This window comes from Streptomyces sp. SID3343 (genome assembly GCF_009865215.1).
Classification (GTDB): domain Bacteria; phylum Actinomycetota; class Actinomycetes; order Streptomycetales; family Streptomycetaceae; genus Embleya.
The window spans coordinates 1-17,444 of the sequence record NZ_WWJX01000098.1 but is presented as its reverse complement, the minus strand read 5'-3'; the positions used below and the strand labels follow the sequence as shown (position 1 = coordinate 17,444).

At 67.3% G+C, this 17,444-nt stretch carries 14 protein-coding genes; 4 read left to right on the top strand and 10 right to left on the bottom strand.

All coding sequences use genetic code 11. The features are described from left to right. Positions 1-10: 10 nt before the first annotated feature. The 5 genes from GT354_RS02975 to GT354_RS02950 form a co-directional block, all read right to left on the bottom strand. A complete protein-coding gene (locus GT354_RS02975) occupies positions 11-1,123 on the bottom strand; it encodes a polymorphic toxin-type HINT domain-containing protein (protein WP_237534327.1) in 1,113 nt (370 codons plus the stop codon). A 537-nt stretch (positions 1,124-1,660) separates the two neighbouring features. Continuing rightward, entirely contained in the window at positions 1,661-1,969 is a 309-nt protein-coding gene (locus GT354_RS02970; protein ID WP_237534322.1) for a hypothetical protein, read from the bottom strand. 657 nt (positions 1,970-2,626) lie between these two features. Beyond that, on the bottom strand, positions 2,627-3,019 hold the full coding sequence (locus GT354_RS53375; protein WP_346011821.1) for a hypothetical protein: 393 nt from the start codon (positions 3,017-3,019) through the stop codon (positions 2,627-2,629). Positions 3,020-3,048: 29 nt separating this feature from the next. Beyond that, positions 3,049-3,876 carry a daptide-type RiPP biosynthesis methyltransferase gene (mpaM, locus tag GT354_RS02955; protein ID WP_161354572.1) on the bottom strand — a complete coding sequence of 276 codons (828 nt, stop codon included), beginning with the start codon at positions 3,874-3,876 and terminating at the stop codon, positions 3,049-3,051. Between the two features lie 114 nt (positions 3,877-3,990). Next, on the bottom strand, positions 3,991-5,442 hold the full coding sequence (locus GT354_RS02950; RefSeq protein ID WP_161354571.1) for an MFS transporter: 1,452 nt from the start codon (positions 5,440-5,442) through the stop codon (positions 3,991-3,993). 163 nt (positions 5,443-5,605) lie between these two features. On the opposite strand from GT354_RS02950, the gene GT354_RS02945 reads away from it, so the two are divergent. From GT354_RS02945 to GT354_RS02935, 3 genes are all read left to right on the top strand, one after another. Beyond that, positions 5,606-6,187, top strand: a complete 582-nt coding sequence (locus tag GT354_RS02945) for a TetR/AcrR family transcriptional regulator (protein WP_161354570.1) — start codon at positions 5,606-5,608, stop codon at positions 6,185-6,187. Between the two features lie 241 nt (positions 6,188-6,428). Continuing rightward, the gene (locus tag GT354_RS02940; RefSeq protein WP_272923745.1) at positions 6,429-7,346 is read left to right on the top strand and encodes a beta-ketoacyl synthase N-terminal-like domain-containing protein; all 918 of its coding nucleotides are present in this window, start codon (positions 6,429-6,431) and stop codon (positions 7,344-7,346) included. Between the two features lie 354 nt (positions 7,347-7,700). Beyond that, a complete protein-coding gene (locus GT354_RS02935) occupies positions 7,701-8,942 on the top strand; it encodes a metallophosphoesterase (RefSeq protein WP_161354569.1) in 1,242 nt (413 codons plus the stop codon). Between the two features lie 623 nt (positions 8,943-9,565). Here the strand turns inward: GT354_RS02935 and GT354_RS02930 are convergent. The 5 genes from GT354_RS02930 to GT354_RS02910 form a co-directional block, all read right to left on the bottom strand. Continuing rightward, positions 9,566-11,380, bottom strand: a complete 1,815-nt coding sequence (locus tag GT354_RS02930; protein ID WP_161354568.1) for a CHAT domain-containing protein — start codon at positions 11,378-11,380, stop codon at positions 9,566-9,568. A 4-nt stretch (positions 11,381-11,384) separates the two neighbouring features. After that, on the bottom strand, positions 11,385-14,567 hold the full coding sequence (locus GT354_RS56320) for a CHAT domain-containing tetratricopeptide repeat protein (RefSeq protein ID WP_161354567.1): 3,183 nt from the start codon (positions 14,565-14,567) through the stop codon (positions 11,385-11,387). A gap of 1,022 nt (positions 14,568-15,589) precedes the next feature. Further along, entirely contained in the window at positions 15,590-16,264 is a 675-nt protein-coding gene (locus GT354_RS02920; protein ID WP_161354566.1) for a nucleotidyl transferase AbiEii/AbiGii toxin family protein, read from the bottom strand. A gap of 10 nt (positions 16,265-16,274) precedes the next feature. After that, positions 16,275-16,598 (bottom strand): hypothetical protein, encoded by a 324-nt coding sequence (locus tag GT354_RS02915; protein ID WP_161354565.1) that lies wholly within the window; start codon positions 16,596-16,598, stop codon positions 16,275-16,277. A 105-nt stretch (positions 16,599-16,703) separates the two neighbouring features. Next, a complete protein-coding gene (locus tag GT354_RS02910; RefSeq protein WP_161354564.1) occupies positions 16,704-17,081 on the bottom strand; it encodes a hypothetical protein in 378 nt (125 codons plus the stop codon). 205 nt (positions 17,082-17,286) lie between these two features. Here GT354_RS02910 and GT354_RS02905 point away from each other — a divergent pair. After that, positions 17,287-17,444: transposase (locus GT354_RS02905; protein ID WP_346011824.1), on the top strand; the 158-nt coding region annotated here is incomplete at its 3' end.

The window sequence follows — 17,444 nt, the reverse complement described above, 5'->3', positions numbered from 1 at the left end:
AACCCCTTCATCACGTTGCCCGCACTCGTTCATCGGTATGGGAACCCGACGGTCCGGGCGTCGGAGGACCGGAAATACCGGCCGTCAAGCGCCGAATGCTCGAGGCCGTATGGACCGAACATTTTAGCCGTCCGCACATATTTGGTCCCGGCCGGATCACCAGGGCGACGTGAATGTGAACATCGCCGCGAGCGCACCCATGACCGCGTTCAGCACGAGCTGAAGCTCGTACTCCTTCTCGACCTCTTTTACGGTGACCGGCGCAAAGGGCTTGACCACCGGCGTGTGTTTTCCGGTCGACTTGTCCACTAGATAGAACATGATCGAGCCCCGAGCGCTGCTTCGCGTCCACGGCCCTGACGATCGTGAGCATTTCCCATGCCGTGCCGTAGCCCTGACCGTCTTCGTCTCGCTGCTTGATTCGGTCCTCGTCACCGTGCTTCTCGGCCCACGGCCCACGCAGGGCCGCCCGCAAGAACCTGCCCCTGAGCTCCCCAGGGGCGTCGTCGAGATCGGGCAGACCCTCCAGGGTCACGGACAGCTCGGTGTTGGCCTCGTCCTTGACCGCGGTTTCGACCGCCGTCATCCACAACGGCCGCCTGCGGCCCGAATCGCTCATGTCCTCGGGTCGTCCTGACCGTACTTCGCGTTTCCCGGGCTGGGCGAGGCCGAGGACGACGTGGTTGCACTTCTTGCCGTCGTCGTTGTGGACCAGCACGGACGTGGCACCGGCGCCGACGTAATAGGTGTGCACCTTTTCGACGGTCAGGTTGTACGTGCGCATGCGTGCCGCGTACGGGTCGACCGTGCGAATTCTCGCCTGACCCGTCGGTGTTTCGAGCTCTTCGCCCGCCTTGAGATCCTTCGCGGCGGTCCACGCGCGGGTGGTCGCATCGTAGAACCGGTGATCCGCCGTCGCGGTAATGGTGTGCGGGCCGTCGGGGGTCTCGACACCGATGTCGACGAACGCCTTGTCCTCGTGCGTCACATGGACGGCGCTGACGGCATGTTTTTGCGTACCGGTGTCGCCGGAGCCGTCGTCCTTCGGCGCTTCCGGGTCCGTGTTGGCGACCTCGTCGCCAACCTTGATCCGGTCGATCGGCTTCGTCGAACCGTCCGCCAGGAGGACCGGCGTGTCCGGTCACGTCGACCGAATTCACCTGGTGGCCTTGGGTGTTGTAGGTCTTGATGACATCGTTGGCGGCATTGCCGGCGGGATCGTGCTGCCGCTCGCCGACGCGGTTACCGACCGCGTCGAAGGTGTACGACGTCCAGTACGGGTCGATGCCTCCGACATGCGGCGCAGTGCCCGTCGCGGGCCCCGCGGAGCAACCGTCCGTCGCGGACCAGGCGTTCGTCATGCGGCGTCTGTAGTCGTACCCGAAGCACTGGGTGTCGTTGCTCGTCGCGTCGTCGCGCTTGTTCTGGATCCGAACGATGTTGCCGCTCTGGTCGTACGTGTAGTTCAGATCGTCGAGGGTCTGCGGCCCGGCCTTCTCTCGGTCGGTGACCGTGCGCACCAGACGTCGTGTGTCTTCCGCATACGACATCGACGCGATCGTTCGGCGGCCGACGTTGCCGAACCGAGTCTGGATCGCCTCGCCGAACGGCGAGTACAGCGTCCCGTTGACGTAGCGCGTGGTTCCGGATACCACCGTGTTCACGAGCCCGAACTTCGTGTATCCGTAGTCCACGAGCGACTGTAGGTGACCTTGTCGAGCAGGCCGACACCAGCGGTGAAGCTGCTGTTCGTGGTGTATTCGCCGGCCAGTTTCTCCTCGCCCGGCGCCGAGGGGATGGTGACCTTGACGCCGGTCGGGTGTCCCACGGTGTCGTAGCCGGTGGTCTCCGACACGTAGCGCAGACCGTTGTCGACCCGCGTGGATGATCGGGGCAAGCCGAGGCCGCCGGGCAGAGCGTCGTAGGCCCATTCGGCTCGCAGCGGTCCGCTTGGGCTGTCCTGACGCATCGAGGTCTTGCGGCCGAGTTCGTCGTACGTATAGGCGAGGGTGCGACCTCGCGGATCCGTGGTCGTCTTGACCTGGTCGGCTCCCAGCTCATCACCCAGGCCGCCGACGAGCTGCGCGAGGCGGTCGCGTTGCCGGCTCCGACGGCCCGCTGAGCCGGCCCAGGACTCCCGAAGCCGGCCGCAACGGACACGAAGGTGTCCCGTCCCTGGTGGGCCGACCGGGCTGTGACGCGCATTCCGAGACGGTCACTTCCGAACAACCGGTGCCCCGAGTGAGGTTGGGCGTTCGACGTCGTTTGCATGGAGGACGTCGGAGGGTTCCGAGAGTTGGTGTGGCCGGAGGTCCAGGACCTGGTGGTGGACGGGGTCCGGGTTGTCGGTGACGCGGTGCGGGTCGACGCGCACTGTGGGCGCCCAACGGCGCGTTGTCCCGGGTGTGGGTGTGAGGGCGGCAACGTGCACGACGTCTATACGCGACGGCTAGCGGATCGGCCGCTCGGCGGCCGGTGTGTGTCCGTCCTCCTGCGTGTGCGCCGCTTCGTGTGTGACGAAAACACTTGCGGGAAAGGGACGTTCGTCGAACAGATCGCGTCCTTGACGAGGGGTCCGTTTCTCGGTACGAGCGGAGTAGGTTGCCGTTTCCCGGACTTGGGGCGGTTACTGCTTCTTGGCGAAACTGCCGGAGCCGGTCTCGGTGAGGAGGCCGGGCTTGACGAGGCGTTTCAGCTTGACCCGAGCGCGTTCGATGTTCTTCGGCAGTGGTTCGTGGTCGACGAGGGCTTCGCAGACGTCACGGGCCCGGAGCGCACTGGTGGCCTCGTTGAACACGGCCGGGACGCGGGGGTAGTTCGGGTGTGCGGGCAGGTCGGGCGAGGACGACCGCGTGGGGAGCCGGTCGCTGAGAGCGGTGACGGTCTTCCAGGAAGGACCATCCCCGCGAGCGCGGGGCCACCGCGCCGCCCGGTCCAGGCGGCCGGCCACGGCCAGGCCGACCGTCACGTCCTGCATGCCCGTCAGCCGATGTGCGTACAGCGCCACCACAGCGACCACGAACCGGTTCTGGGGAGGTCAGACCGCCTTCATCCCTTGACGCCGCGGTGACGAAGGATGCCGAACGCGAGGCCACAGCACAAGGCGTCGGCCGGTGCGGCGGGTTGGGGCCCGCGTGCCGACCGGGGTTCGGTCGGGGTGATCAGGTTGGTCGACGTGGTGTGGACCGCGCTGTTCGTGACCCGCCCGTCCTCGATCTGGTGAGCAAAGATGCTCATGGTCCGCAGCCGTTCGGCCGGACCCACGCAGTCGTAGAGCGTGCACAACGATGGCGCGGTCGTGCCCTGGGCGATGCAGTTGGTGGCCCGCTCGAAGGCTGGGCTCGTCTCGTCGATCAGGTTGAAGTGCAGCAGGGTCAACAGGAACTTCCCGCCGTCTGCGAGGTGCTCGTGCACGCTCTTGAACAGCGATGCCCTGCCCTCCGCGTCGAGCATCCACACCGTGCTCGTGCCGAGTACCACCAGGTCGAACTTGCGGTCGAGGGAGAACGAGGTCATGTTCCCCTCGGCGGTCTCCAGTTTGCCCGCGTACTGCTGCCATTCCGACTCCTCCAGCCGGGCGGCCAGCCGGCCGAGCATGTCCGGCGAGGAGTCGAGGCCCACCACTTCCCAGCCGGCCTCCAGCAATGGCAGCGTGGTCCGGCCGTTGCCGCAGGCCAGTTCCAGGACCTGCTTGGGCGCCGGTCCGCCGACCCGGAGGAACTCCGCGACCTCCGAACGGTCGTTGCGGCTCATGTTGTCGTACAGCGCCGCACCTTCGGTCCCGAACAGGTCGAGAACGGGCAGCGTCTCCCCGAACAGCTCCACCAACCGCGCGACAGTCCCGCGCAGCGGACGAGTGGTCTCAGTGATCGTCATGTGTGTCGGTTTCCTCCGTGTGAGAAGCCTCAGACGAGAGGGAGCGTCGTCCGAGGCTCTCAAGCGGATCTAAAGCCGAGGCCGGTCACTTCTGCCCGGTTGACGGTTTTCGACCTATTCGGCCGGTGCCTTGTCGGCTACCGTGCCCGCCTTGGCGGCCGGTGCGCCCGGCTGGACCGCGCTGCGCACGAAGATCAGCGTGCTGAGCAGCGCGAGCACCGCGATCACCGTCGCGCCGACAAACGCCGACGAGGTGCCGTGCGCCGGCGAGTCGTCGGGGCTGGTGCCCGTGCCCGTGCCCTTGTCGTACACGGTGACCAGCACGGCCAGACCGAGCGACCAACTGCTCCACTGGAGTGTTTGGAACAGCCCGGCTCCGGCCCCGGAGTCCTCCCGGCGAACGCCGGACAACGACGTGACACTCAGCGCGACGGTGGTGAGCCCGGCTCCGACGCCCAACAGCACCAGCGGGCCCAGCACGTTGGCCAGGTAGGTGCTGCCGCTGGACAGTTGGGTGAGCCACAGCAGCGCGGCGGTGACGAACACGATGCCGACCGCCATGACGGGGCGGGTGCCCCAGTGCTTGATCAGCCTGCCTACCAACCGGACCACGCCCATCAGCACGACGGTCATCGGCAGGAACGCGAAACCCGTGGCCGGCGGACCGTAACCGAAACCCTCCTGCAGGTATTGGGTGAGGAAGTAGATGACCGCGAAAATGGTGGACGGCACCAATAGCGTGTTCACATACGCTGCGACCCTGCGCCGGTCGGCGAACAGCCGCAGCGGCATGATCGGCTGCGCCACCCGCGACTCGATCACGACGAAACCGGCGAGCAGCAGCGCCGCGACGACGAAGACGACGATCGTGACCGGATCGCCCCAGCCGGAGGTCGCCGTGCGGATCACCCCGTAGGACAGCCCGGCAACGCCGGCCGTCGCGGTGATCGCGCCCGCCAGGTCGAACCGGCCGCGGTGGGTCTCGGTCTCGGTCACGAACATCGGGGTGAGGACGAGGATCGCGATGCCGATGGGCACGTTCACGAAGAACACCCAGCGCCACGAGCCGGCCGAGATCAGCAGGCCACCGATGAGCAGGCCGAGGGCGAGGCTGGCGCTGGTCACGATGGCGAATACGCTGAGTGCCTTGGTCCGCCGGGGGCCGTCCTCGTAGTTGGCCATGATCAGCGCCAACACGTTCGGTGATGCCATCGCGCCGCCGATGCCCTGCAGCACCCGGGCCGCGACCAACCACCACGACTCGGTGGCCAGGCCGCCGAGCAGTGATGACACGGTGAACAGCAGCACGCCGCAGGTGAACATCCGACGTCGGCCCAGCAGGTCGCCCGCACGGCCGCCGAGCAGCAGCAACCCGCCGAAGGCAAGGGTGTAGCCGTTGAACACCCAGGCCAGGCCGGTCGGCGAGAAGTGCAGTTGTGCCTGGATGTCGGGCAGGGCGATGTTGACGATGGTGGTGTCGATGCCGACCAGCAGCTGGCACACGAGCAACACGGCAAGGACGATCGCCATGCGCCGGCCGGCAGCAGGCGCGGTCCGCTCGGTCATCGGATCCCCTCTTCGGGAGAGACGGTCAAGGGAGCCCACGCACAGCCGGGGCCAGCCGATGCCACCGGGCCTCGGCCCTCGGTCGCGTCGGGCAGGGATTACGATATGGGCGACCCGCCCACTTTGTAAACGGGCGACCCGCCCACTTTCCTGGAGGTCGACGATGGCCGCTGAACGCGCGAAGGGATTGCGCTCGGACGCCCAGCGCAACGCCGAGCGGCTGGTGGAGGTGGCGACGCTGGTCTTCGCCGAGCAGGGGCCGGAGGCCCCGCTCAGCGAGATTGCGCGAGCCGCCGGCGTGGGCACCGCCACGTTGTACCGCAGGTTCCCCACCAGGGAAGCCCTGCTCGCCGCGGTGTACGCCGGGCACGTAGACGAACTCGCCGCCCGCGCGGGCGAATTGGCCGCGGGCAGTGAGCCGTTGCCGGCCCTGGTCACCTGGCTGCACGAGTTCGCCGGTCTGCTCACCGAGCACCGCGGCATGAAGGGTCTGATCACCGGCCGCTACGAGGGCGACGCCGAGCTCTTCACAGCCTGCCGACGCCGGCTGTCGCTGGCCGTCGAGTTGCTGCTGCTGCGAGCGCAGCAGGCCTGTGCCATCCGCCCGGACGTCGGCCCCGAGCGCACGTTGACCCTGGTCAACGCCGTGGTACTGGCAGCGGGTCAGGCCGACGACAACCGGGAAGAGACCAACCACCTGATCGACCTGGTGATCTCCGGGTTGCGCTACGACGACCGCAACTGACCTGCGGCATCTGCCTACTGCCTTGGCGCAGAGCCGTGATGTCACGGCTTCGGGACCGGTGACAGCGGTGTCGATCCGGCTGAGTGCCGGACGCGGGAAGCGGAGCCCCGGTAGAGCGATGTTGTCCTCCAAGGCGGGTCGTTCACCTGGGCTCCGCTGTCCGTCACCGCGTCATCACGCGTGACATCCGGTCGGCGAGGAACCCGAACCGTCGCTCGCCGGGTGGCCGGGGAATCGGCGCTTGGCGACCCGCGCTGCGGCGTCGGCCCACATCGGCGTGATGTACGACGACTACGGCGGCCGACCGTCGCCGATGCCCGTCGAGCACGAGGGATATCTGGGGATCGGCAGCGCCGCGAGCGTGGCGTCCGGCCGGATCGCCTACTCCTTCGGCTTCACCGGTCCCACCCTCACCGTCGACACCGCCTGCTCGTCGTCACTCGTAGCCCTGCACCTCGCGCCCCGGGCCCTGCGCGCCGGCGAGTGCGACCTCGCCGTGGTCGGCGGAGCCACCGTGATGGCCACGCCACGCACGCACATCGAGTTCAGCAGGCAACGGGGTCTCGCACCGGACGGCCGATGCAAAGCGTTCGGCGCCGACGCCGACGGCACCGGCTGGAGCGAAGGCGTCGGAGTCCTGGTGCTGGAACGGTTGTCCGACGCGAAGAAAGCACGCCGACGTGTCCTGGCCGTCGTGCGTGGGTCGGCGATCGGCCAGGACGGCGCCAGTAGTCAACTGACCGCGCCGAACGGACCGGCCCCAGAACGCGTCATCACCGCCGCCCTCACCGACGCGGGACTGCGACCCGCCGACATCGACGCCATCGAAGCCCACGGCACCGGCACCACCCTCGGCGACCCCATCGAAGCCAACGCACTCATCAACACCTACACACCCCACCGCACCACACCACTGCACCTCGGCTCCGCCAAATCCAACCTCGGCCACACCCAGGCAGCGGCCGGCACCGCATCACTCATCAAAATCATTAGGGCCTGTCCCAGCCGGCGGAGCGACGCGGCCGACCGGCTCGCCGCCCTGGTACGGGCCAACGGGTACCGCATCGGCACCGGCTTCCTGGGCACCTCGCTGATCTGTGATGCGTTCGCCGGGCACCGCCACCTGAACACCGCGTGTCGGCTGCTGCTGCAGCAGTAATGCCCGTCCAGGTTGTACCCCGTGACGCAGGGGGCGACGACCTCCGGGAACGCTGAGACAGCCTACGCCCGGACGGGACTGTCAATCCGGACGGCATGAAGTCGCTCAACCACCACGCTTACGACGGCCGGCCGGAGAGCACCTCGTACAACGCCGAGTTCGTGCCTGGCACACAGGTGAAGGCACAAGTGGACAAGCTCACGGCGGCGACACGCGACCGACAGTCCGACCCCACCCCGGGCACCGACGAGCGCGGCCGGGGCCGGGTCGCCGACGGACCGTCACACCACGCCGGGCGCCGGGCCATCACCACATGCCTCACCCCACCACCCGCGCGTCTGCGAAACTGGATTCATGCCGACCGACTCCGAAGCCAAGAACGCCCAGGAGTCCGCCCGGACGGATACCCACACGACGCCCCTCCCCCGCGAGCGAAACCCCGCGCGTGTTCTTCGGCGGCTGCGTGGGATCGGGGTCCTTCTACTCGTCCTCGCCCTGCTGTTCGTACTGCCCTGGTGGACGCTGTTCGCTTCCGGCACCGACTGGCCGCTTCCGGTATTCGTGACCGGCACCGTCCTCTTCGGCGGCGCCCTGGCGACGTTTCCGTTTCTGATGTTCACCGGCCACGCGCGGCGCGCGGACCGGGCGGCCCGCGTCGCCGACACCATGCTCGGGGTGGTCTGGGTCCTGTTCACCTGGTCGGTGCTCGGCGGCCTCGCGCATCTCCTGCTCATCGGGTTCGGCACCGGCGGCGCGCACCGGGCCAGGATCGTCGCCGTCGCCGTCGCCGCGGTATCGGTCGGGCTGTTGGCCTGGGGCCACTTCGAGGCGATGCGCGTACCCCGCGTGCGGCGGTTGGACGTTTCCCTTCCCCGGCTCGGCGCGGCCCTGGACGGGGTCCGCGTCGTCGTCCTGGCCGACACGCACTACGGGCCGATAGACCGCGCCGACTGGTCGGCGCGCGTGACCGAGGCGGTCAACCGACTGGACGCCGATATCGTGGTCCACGCCGGCGACATCGCCGACGGCACGCCCGACCAGCGCCGGGAGCAGTCCGCGCCGCTCGGGGTGGTCCAAGCGCGGCTGGCCCGGGTGTACGTCACGGGCAACCACGAATACCTCGGCCAGGCTGAAGGCTGGCTCGACCGCATGACGGAACTCGGGTGGGAGGCGCTGCACAACCGCCACGTCGTCGTCGAGCGCGCCGGCGACCGTCTCGTTCTGGCCGGTGTGGACGACCTGACCGCCGAGCACTCCGGGCTGACCGGGCACCGCGCGAACCTGAGCGGCGCGCTGGCGAGCGCGGATCCGGAACTTCCGGTCGTGCTCGTCGCGCACCAGCCCAAGTACATCCCTCACGCCGCCGCCGCGGGCATCGACCTCCAGATCTCCGGGCACACTCACGGCGGCCAGATCTGGCCGTTCGGTCTGCTCGTGCGGATCGACCAGCCAGTGGTGCAGGGCCTGAGCCGGCACGGGGAACGCACCCTGCTCTACACGAGCCGGGGCACCGGCTTCTGGGGACCGCCGTTCCGCGTGTTCGCACCCAGCGAGATCACGCTGCTCACCCTTCGCTCGGCGGCCGCAGGCCCCTGAGGGGCGGCCGTCAACGCACCGCGAGCTGGCGGTAGCCACCGCTGACGAACCGGCCGTGCCTTCGCGATCAGGTGACGGAGAGTCCACTGGGTCCTGGCAGTGATGGTGTACGCACCGCCTGGCATCCGAGCAGAGTTGAGACGTAACCCGGTGGCCGGCACAAGTCGGGCTTCTCGGCCCTGCGTTGGATGATCGCTCCGACCGAGGGAACAGCGACTCAACGACCTACTCCCCTCGGCTCGGTGCGGGTCGCAGCGTCGTCATCACAAGTTGTAGAGCTCAATCCAACATGGTCAACGATCCACCGTAGATGGTTCTGGTCGACTGCAAAGTAGATTCGTCCCACCCGGTCAGGGGTGGTCGAATCGTCAAGTTTGATGTGCGGCTGAACGCCCACGGCGGCGGTGGAGCCGCCGCCGTGCCGAGCGTCCGACTGTCCTCACCCTGAAACAGGGTGCCCGCGTCTCGGACCGGGCAGCGCCCGGGCAGTCGGATCTCGCCCTCTCATCCCGCCCCGTGGCGGCCTGCGTGGCGGCCGGGGCTCGCGGACGACGCCCCGGTGTCTCGCCGCCGGCGCGGCGATGGTCATGCCCGCAGTGGCGCTTGGCGGAAAAGAATGTTCTTCATGGAACATCCGGCCGGAAGGGAATCGTCGTGTTCGGATGGGCGTAGACGCTGTAGGCAAGCCAAGTCGGGTCGTCCGGCCAGCGTTGGCGGGTGTCGAGTCTGGCCTCCGTCATGGCCCGGCCAACGGTCGCGCCGGTGGCCAGCCGGTTGTAGAAGGCCGCCGCAAGGAACGCGGCGGGCTGGTCGGTGACCTGCCACATGGGACCGACGAATGGTGACCAGCAGCGGCCGGCCCAGGCTTGTGCCCAGCCGCCGAGACCGCTCCAGGACGGCTCTTGGCGCGCCGCGCGGCAAGCGTTGAGGAACACCAGTGGGCGGCGGGCGCGCAGCGCGGACTGCCGGGGACCTGCGAGCTCGTCGGGAGTGAGCAGCACGCCGTCGGCGAGCAGCAGTGCGGACACGTCGCCGTGCCCGGCGAAGTGCCAGAGCCCGATGTGGCCGGTTTCCTTGTCCAGCAAGGCGTCGACTGCGGCGGAGTCGGCCCTGGCGGGGCTGTGGTCGGCCATCCCAAGTCGCCGCGTGAGTGCGAGCAGTTGCGTGCGTTCACCCCGCACGGCCGGTAGGGGATCGGCGCCGGGTGGATCTGACGCCTCCAGGAAGACCGCCGATCGTGCCGTGACGCATGCAGGCGGGCCCGCTGGTCCGGCAAGCCAGCGAGTCAGCTCGAATCGGACGCACCAATGATCATCTTCGACGGTCGGACCCGGTCCGTCGGCGTCGTACGGGAGTACCAGCTCCCAGGGGATCCACGGCTCGTCAGAAGTGATGTGCAGTGTTCGCAACGGTTTCGCGGACAGGTCCCGGTAGGCCGATCGCAGCGCGGGAGGCAGGAGTTCACGATAGAGCTGGTAGCCCAGCGCCCGCTGGCGTCGGACACCCCGGCTTCCGTGCCGGCTCTCGAGATCGTCGAACAGTTTCCGCTGAAGCTCCCGAGGTGAACCGGAGATCGTCACCTCCCCGGCGGGAAAATGGTGGTACCCGGCCGATCCGTTGGGAGAGTGCAAGAAGAAGCTGAGCGTGGAGCCTCCGTCGTGTTTGCTCTCGATGATTCTCAGTTCGAGGTCGGCGGGCGTCAGCGTGGTGGGAGCGACCTCGAACCCGGCCACAGGTGACTGCTCGGTTACCGCGGCGGGTTCGGCCACGATCGGCAGCGGGATGTGGATGGTCGCAGCGATCACGTCGTTCTGCAGGAGATCGAGCGTCAAACCCGTAGTCGACGTGGCGAGCGCGGTCAGATGGAAGGCGGCGGTCTCGCTGTCGGTGTCCGGTGGGATCGTCAGCGCCCGGATGGGGTTGCCCTCAATGGTGAACGCGCCGGACGGGTCGTACAGGCGGAGTTCGACTTCCCGGTCACCGTCGACGGAAACGCGGTCCGGACCGATGCTCGCGGCAAGCCCGGTTCGGGTCAACCGCACGGTGATCACGCCTCGTTCTCCGAGCCGCATCGACCGCGGTGCGAAGACTTCCGTGTACCGGGTCGTGGCCACCTCGGCCACCCGGGATCGCAGCGCGCCCAGTGCCGTGGCGAGCGGGATCGGCTTGGCCACGTCGTTCGTCCCGTGCCTGCGGGTACCCTCCGCGCTGTGGCGCAGCCGCGGTGCGACCGTGGGGTGTCCGGCAAACAGCATGGCCAGTCGCATGGCCAGCACGGCGTTGCGGTCGGAATCGCCGGTCGCGTCCAAAGTCCAGGCGAGCTCTGCGATCTGTGGAAACACGTCGGCCCATGAGTTTCCGAAATGCGCGGGCAGCTCGTCCCAGTCGTCGGCGACGACCGCGACGATCCTTTCCACGCCGCTGTGTGCGTCGAGCATGTGGCTACTCCCCTACGAACACGAACGGTGCCCAGTAGTAGGAATTCTCGAAGGGGCGAACGTTGGGCTCCTGCAGGCCGAACCGGGCGGCGTTCATGGCGGCCATGGCGCCCGGATACCGGCTCGTGCTGCCGTCATCGATGGCTTTGGCCGCCACACGCAGGTTCTCGTCGTTGAGGAAGAGCTCGTGTAGCTCGGGGGCGGTCACAGTGGCCAGCCATCGCTGTGCTCGGCACAGTGCCCGGCCCGGTGTCATCGGGCCCTCGCCGGTCCGGGATTCTCCGCGCAGATGCAGGGTGTAGAAGCGGTCCATCAACAGTACGGTGGACAGGTCGTCGACCGGCCAGAGCGTCGCGATCACTCCGGGCGTGCCGGCGGCCAGGATCGCCGACGTCAGACCGATCACCTCATCGGAGGTCCGCAGGTCGAGGATCGCGCTTTGGCAGGCGGACATCACGACCAGCCTGCTGCCGGCGAAGGGGCGCTGCCGTGTGATGTCCGCGAAGGAGAGCTTCGCCGCGTGCGCGAACTGGAGATGCGGCGCAAAGTCGCCGAGCTCGTAGGAACCGTGGCAGGCAAGGTGTACATGGGTCGCGGTGTCGGCGAGGCCGAGTACGGCCTCTTTCGTCGCCTGCTCGCCGTAGAGCCGGCTTCCGTTGGCGAACAGCCGCGCGATTTGCTCGAGCTCGGCAGCGGCGAAGGCGAGCGGGTTCGGGTGCGGGAGCGGGTTGCCCACGCCCGCAAGGACCGGCTCCGGCCAGTCGTTGCGGCGCAGTCGTTCCCGGGCCCGCACGAGTACCCTGGCCGACGGGGTGAAGGTGACGTCGGTCTCGTCGAGTAGGCACCGACCGCCGTAGCTCGCGGTGTGCACGGGCAGTACTCCCAGTCGACCGCACGGAATCAGCACCACGCGCTCTGCCCCGGTTGCGACCACGGCGCGGCCGATCCCGGCCATAACCCGCTCACCGAGGATCGCCGTGTTGCCGCCTTCCTCCTTCGCCGAGCGGGTGACGGCTCCGGGCGAGTCCCATGGCACCGTGGTCAGGGCGACGCTGCCGTCTTCAAAACGGGTCTCGTACCACCCGAACATACGCATCAGGTAGCCGTTGAAGATCATCCGGGCCGGGTCGTCCGACGTCGTCTGATTCATGATCACGTCGATGTCGCGACCGGTGAAGTCGTCGGCCCAGAGCGGACGGATCTCGACGATCTCCGGCTCGGTGCGCACGAGCAGCAGAGTAAGCGTGCCCCACCAGGTGGTGCTCAGGTAGGCGACCGCGGTTCCGGCCTCGACCGCCGATTCGATCGTTGCCAGGTCGGGCGCAGCCAGGAAGTCTTCGCCGAGCGTTCGACGGGCATCGTCGATGAGCCGGTCGAGGTCGTCTCGTACGGTCCTCGCCCGCGTGGCCAGCTCGACCAGGCGCGATCCGGAAGCCTCGAACTCCTCGGCCTGGATCCGGCGCAGCCGATCCACGGCGTCGAAGTAGTTCTGCACCAGAGTCGGGTCTTCCCGCCGCAACCGATCCATATCCGCCTGGTCCCGGTCCAGCGCCTCGCCAAGCGTCCTGGCTCGCCCGTGCTCCAGGACGGTCACGGCCGCCTCGAGGCGTCCCACCTTGGCCAGCGCGTAGGCGGCCGACCGGAAGATCGCGCCATTCGTCTCGACGTTGTGCCGGCGTGTCGCAGTGGTAAGTGAGGACAGGTACATCACTTCGGCTGCGGTCAGTGCCTTCTGGAACACGATCGCGGCGGCCTCCCACCTGCCGAGGTCGGCCAGTAACTCCCCCAGGCGGGTCGCCACGAGTATGCACTGCCGAGGATCACTCTCGGCAGAGATGTGTTCAAGTACGTCTTGGAGCAACTCGACTTGCTCCGCTCGCATGTCGGTGCCGGCCAGTGTCGCCTGCCGTTGCAGAGCTGCGGACAGGATGAGCCGGTTCGTCAACCAGTTGCGGCGGTCGGCGAACCGGTCGTGCATCTCGGCCGTAGCGTGCAGCAACACGATGGCGCGGTCGGTATCGGCCACGGCGTCGTCGCCGTTGCGGCTGAAGTATGCCCCAGCCACGGTGTCGGTGGTCAGGGCCCATTCCCTGGGGTAGCGCTCTCGCGTCCGCACGGTCAGCGAGTCTTCCAGGTGTTCGATGGCCCGGGTCGCGTCGTGCTTGCGCAGGTACACCAAACCCAGGCTGCGCTTGGTCATCGCCCAGACGTCAGGGTTCCGCTCGCGGCCGAGCACTCCCAACGCCGCCTCGAAATGACCGATCGCCTTGTCGATGTTGTCGGTTCGTTCGCCGACGACACGGTCGTCGTACGCGGCGCCGAGCGCTTGTTGCGTAAGGGCCCAGTTCTCCGGGTTGCGCTCGTGTCCCATGCCTTCCAGTGCGGCGGTCAGATGCTGGATGGCCGCCTCGATGTTCGCTGCCCGGTCGCCTTGGACTCGTTGGCTGTACACCAATCCCAACCCGTGGTTGATGGTGACCGCCAGTTCGGGGTCGCGCACCTTGTCCAGCGCCTCCCGGAACGTTGCCAGCGACAGCTCGATGTCGGCGTGGTCGCGGGCACCTCGGTGCTGATAGGCCATCGCCAGCCCGATCATCGACTGAGCCCACGCACGTGGATTCGACGTCGGTGTCCGCGCGGTAAGCGCTTCCCTATAACGCCGGATCGCCTTATCCAGATTGTCCTCGCGTGATCCCCGCAGCCGCTCCGCGTAGCATTTCCCGAGCTCCTCCTGGGTATCGGCCCAATAATCCGGGTGCTGCTGCTTGGAATATCCGCGCAACGCGATCTCCAGGTGGCTGATCGCCGCCTCGATATCTTCCACTCGGTCGGGTCCACCCCGTTCGAGGTACCGCAGTGCGAATGTGTACTCGGTGTCTGTCATCACCCCTCGCGTGCTCACGAGCGACTCGGAGGGCCCTCGCTGTTCGAAATACCGGATCGCCCGCATCCCGGCCGTCCTGGCCTCTTCGACATTCTTGCGTAAATTCCGCTCGTCAAGATAACTCAGCGCCTGAGCGTACAGAGCTTGAATGTTGGCCCAGATTTCCCCATGGTCGGATTCGTTGAGCACCTCGAGGGCACGTCGGCATGCCGCCGCGTGCGCCGTGCGATCGTCTCTGCTGTGCACCACCTCGTCGATCAGTCGCTGGACGTCAACCGAACGTGTTCCACGGCGCCAAATCACCCATCAAGCCTATAACCGACCCTCGGGACGGCTCCCGGCCTACGTTGAGATCTCTCACGTAACGATCTGGTCACGTCCGACCGGTCTACGGCGCCGGCTCGAGTCGTACGTCTCCTTGGTTGACCGCAGGAGCCGATTACGCCCATGAAAGACCTCCTTGCGGGCGCAGCGATCGTCAGTGACCTGCGCATGTACCCGCATGCTCTCGTCGCGCCGGGCATCCAACCTAGACAATGCCTCTTGTCGCAACTTGCTCAAGTTTGTGCGATTGTCTCGTCCTGTTTGGTCATTCGACCTCTCAACTCGGCGATTTCAGTCCTGAGTCTTTCGATTTGCAAATGACGCTCGACCCCGCAGGGCAGCGACGTGTGTGTTGCCGCGAGGAACATACCGATTGACTTCCGGATGTCCGCGTCCCCCGTAGCGAAACTCGGCCGATACCGAACACCAACTGACAACTCGAGAGTTGCGGTCTCGTCTTCGTCTGCGACCGGCCATACGATGATGTCGTCGACCGGAAGGGTGTGTCCCTGCCGGCACTTCACTCTGCGTACCCGACGACTCTCCAGTTCGGCGGGCAAGTCTCCCGTGATGAGATAAGCCAGGTACCGTACTGCCGCCCGACCCTCAAAGGTGACTCTGCCGCCATCGGTCGAGTAGGGGATGCTCGCTGCAGCCCCGGAAGGGTCCACCCGGCCCCCCGGTCTCCAACACCAGTCATGTTGACCTCACACCTGCGTCGCCAGGCCCTGCCGCAAGCAGATGCGGCCCACACGTGGATGTTCCGGCAAACACTGGGGCCGCTTCTCGGCAAGTGGGAGGAGAGCCCCACCATCAACGCGTGGAACTCCCGTAGCGCAGCCGGGGAGAGCGGTTCCGCCAACTCGATCACCAACGTCGGACCAAACATGCCGGAAGCCTGGTTTGATCGGCTCCGCCACCCGCTCAAATCGTTCCCACACCGAGTCCAGCCGGTCCGAGCACCGAAGCCGCCAACCCGGTGAACCTATGCGGTCAGAGCTCTAGGTGGAAGATTCACCGCTCGGTTCCGTCGGCCGGGTCCCAATGATCTGGGTGGCCCAATTTTTCAGTCGCTCGCGCATGCGTGCGATCTGCTCGTCGTCGATTCCGTAGACCGCGTACTCGCGATCCGGCCAGCGGTCGACTGCTTGAAGGGCCAGCACGAAATAGGGTCGGTCGAAGCCACCGTCGTGTTCTTCGGCCAGTTCGAGGAGGCGTTCCGGGGTGTAACGACCGGAGGCGAGGGCGGCGTCCACGTCCAGGTAGTCACGTGGGGCGGCTCGCCCGAACAGCGTGGTGACCTTGTTGGCAACCGCGTCGTCGGGGTGGAGGACGGGGCCGATGTCGAGTTGTGCCGGCGGGCGGGATCGCCAGTCGCAGCCCATCTCGACCTTCGCCTCGCGCCCGGTCTCGTCGATCACCGTGAAGCGGGCGAACACCTCACCGAGGAGCTCGACGTCGACCGTGAAGCCGTCGTCCCGGTACGCCGTGGCCACGCGGTGCACCGCCTCGGCGAACGCCACAGGATCGGTGATGTCGGTGAACAGGTCGACGTCGTCCGAGATGCGTTCGAGAAAGCCGTGGGCCTGGACCGCGTAGCCACCCGCCAGAACGAAACCGTAGGAAGAAGCGGCGGCGAGCCCTACGCGGGCGAGCCTGGCGTGCAGGGGATCCATGCCCGGAATGCTATGCGGCGACGGGCACCAGGTCCGGGAACTTCGACTCCCACATCACCCGCAGGCGCAGCGGCAACCACAGCCGCGGCCATATGCGTGCCAAGAGGTCGCCGTTGACATAGCGACCGAGTTCCCCGGTATGCATCGCCTCGCGGAGCACCGTCTCGTACAACAGACGCACATCGACGTCGTCCGCCAGGTCGTACGACTGCTTGGGCGTCCAATCCAAGGACACGGGCAACGTGACGACACCCTCGGCGGGGCCGGCCAACTCCGCGAAAGCGTCCGGCACCGTGTACGGCCGGACATCGGCATACCGCACGCGTGCGTCCATCCCCCCAGTATGCCAACGGACACCCGAGAGGTCCGAAGCAATCCCCCGAGGCGTCCGGAACAGAACTGCATGGGCACCGAAACGGCACGATGAGCGACCACCAGCTCACCGGGCTGGCATGCCCCCGTGCGGGCTGTTGACCACCAACGGCACAGACCCCTCAACGAGGTAGTCGTGCCCGGGGGACTCGAGGTGGAGGTGACCGCCGTCTTCGGCGGTGGCCATGCCGCGCAGGTTGTCCGCGAGCACCGCCCTGCCGGCGGAGTCACCGCTGATCACAAGGACCTGCCGCTCGGAGTCCAAGCCGATAAAGACCCCGGGGCCGGGAGCGTTCTTGACCTCGACCCCCGCCAGGACATCGCCGCCCGGCGAAGAGGTGAACAGCCCCTTGCCGAGGGCCACCGCGTCCGCCAAGCGGTTCAGCTCTTCCGCCGACGCGGAGAGGTCTACTTCGTCGTATGCGGGGTCGGAGACCAGTCTCACGGGTGTTACTCCTTCAAGGCCGGACTCCCATGATGCCTGCAAGATCGTCCGTCATGCGTCCGGGTCAACAAAGTCGGCCAGACACGACGGGGACATCGGAGCTACTCGTCTAGGGCTTGTACGGAGCTTGTGATCTTCTCTGTTCACAAGCTGATAGAACACTGTCGTGGCACGACGTGAACTCGACGATGACGAGTGAGAGTTGATCGAACCGTTCCTGCCGATAGGCGGGTTCGGCCCGTATCCGAAACGGTTGCGGGACCGGTTCGAGGGCGTGGTCTGGCGGTTTCGCACCGGCAGCCAGTGGCGGGAGGCGCCGCCGGAGTTCGGGGCCTGGTCGACGGTCTACGACCGGTTCCGCCA

Bases quoted from the DNA above. Each gene is read 5' to 3' on its own strand.
- GT354_RS02970 (WP_237534322.1), bottom strand. From the start codon at position 1,969: ATGCGTCAGGACAGCCCAAGCGGACCGCTGCGAGCCGAATGGGCCTAC.
- mpaM (WP_161354572.1), bottom strand. From the start codon at position 3,876: ATGACGATCACTGAGACCACTCGTCCGCTGCGCGGGACTGTCGCGCGG.
- GT354_RS02950 (WP_161354571.1), bottom strand. From the start codon at position 5,442: ATGACCGAGCGGACCGCGCCTGCTGCCGGCCGGCGCATGGCGATCGTC.
- GT354_RS02945 (WP_161354570.1), top strand. From the start codon at position 5,606: ATGGCCGCTGAACGCGCGAAGGGATTGCGCTCGGACGCCCAGCGCAAC.
- GT354_RS02935 (WP_161354569.1), top strand. From the start codon at position 7,701: ATGCCGACCGACTCCGAAGCCAAGAACGCCCAGGAGTCCGCCCGGACG.
- GT354_RS02930 (WP_161354568.1), bottom strand. From the start codon at position 11,380: ATGCTCGACGCACACAGCGGCGTGGAAAGGATCGTCGCGGTCGTCGCC.
- GT354_RS02920 (WP_161354566.1), bottom strand. From the start codon at position 16,264: ATGGATCCCCTGCACGCCAGGCTCGCCCGCGTAGGGCTCGCCGCCGCT.
- GT354_RS02915 (WP_161354565.1), bottom strand. From the start codon at position 16,598: ATGGACGCACGCGTGCGGTATGCCGATGTCCGGCCGTACACGGTGCCG.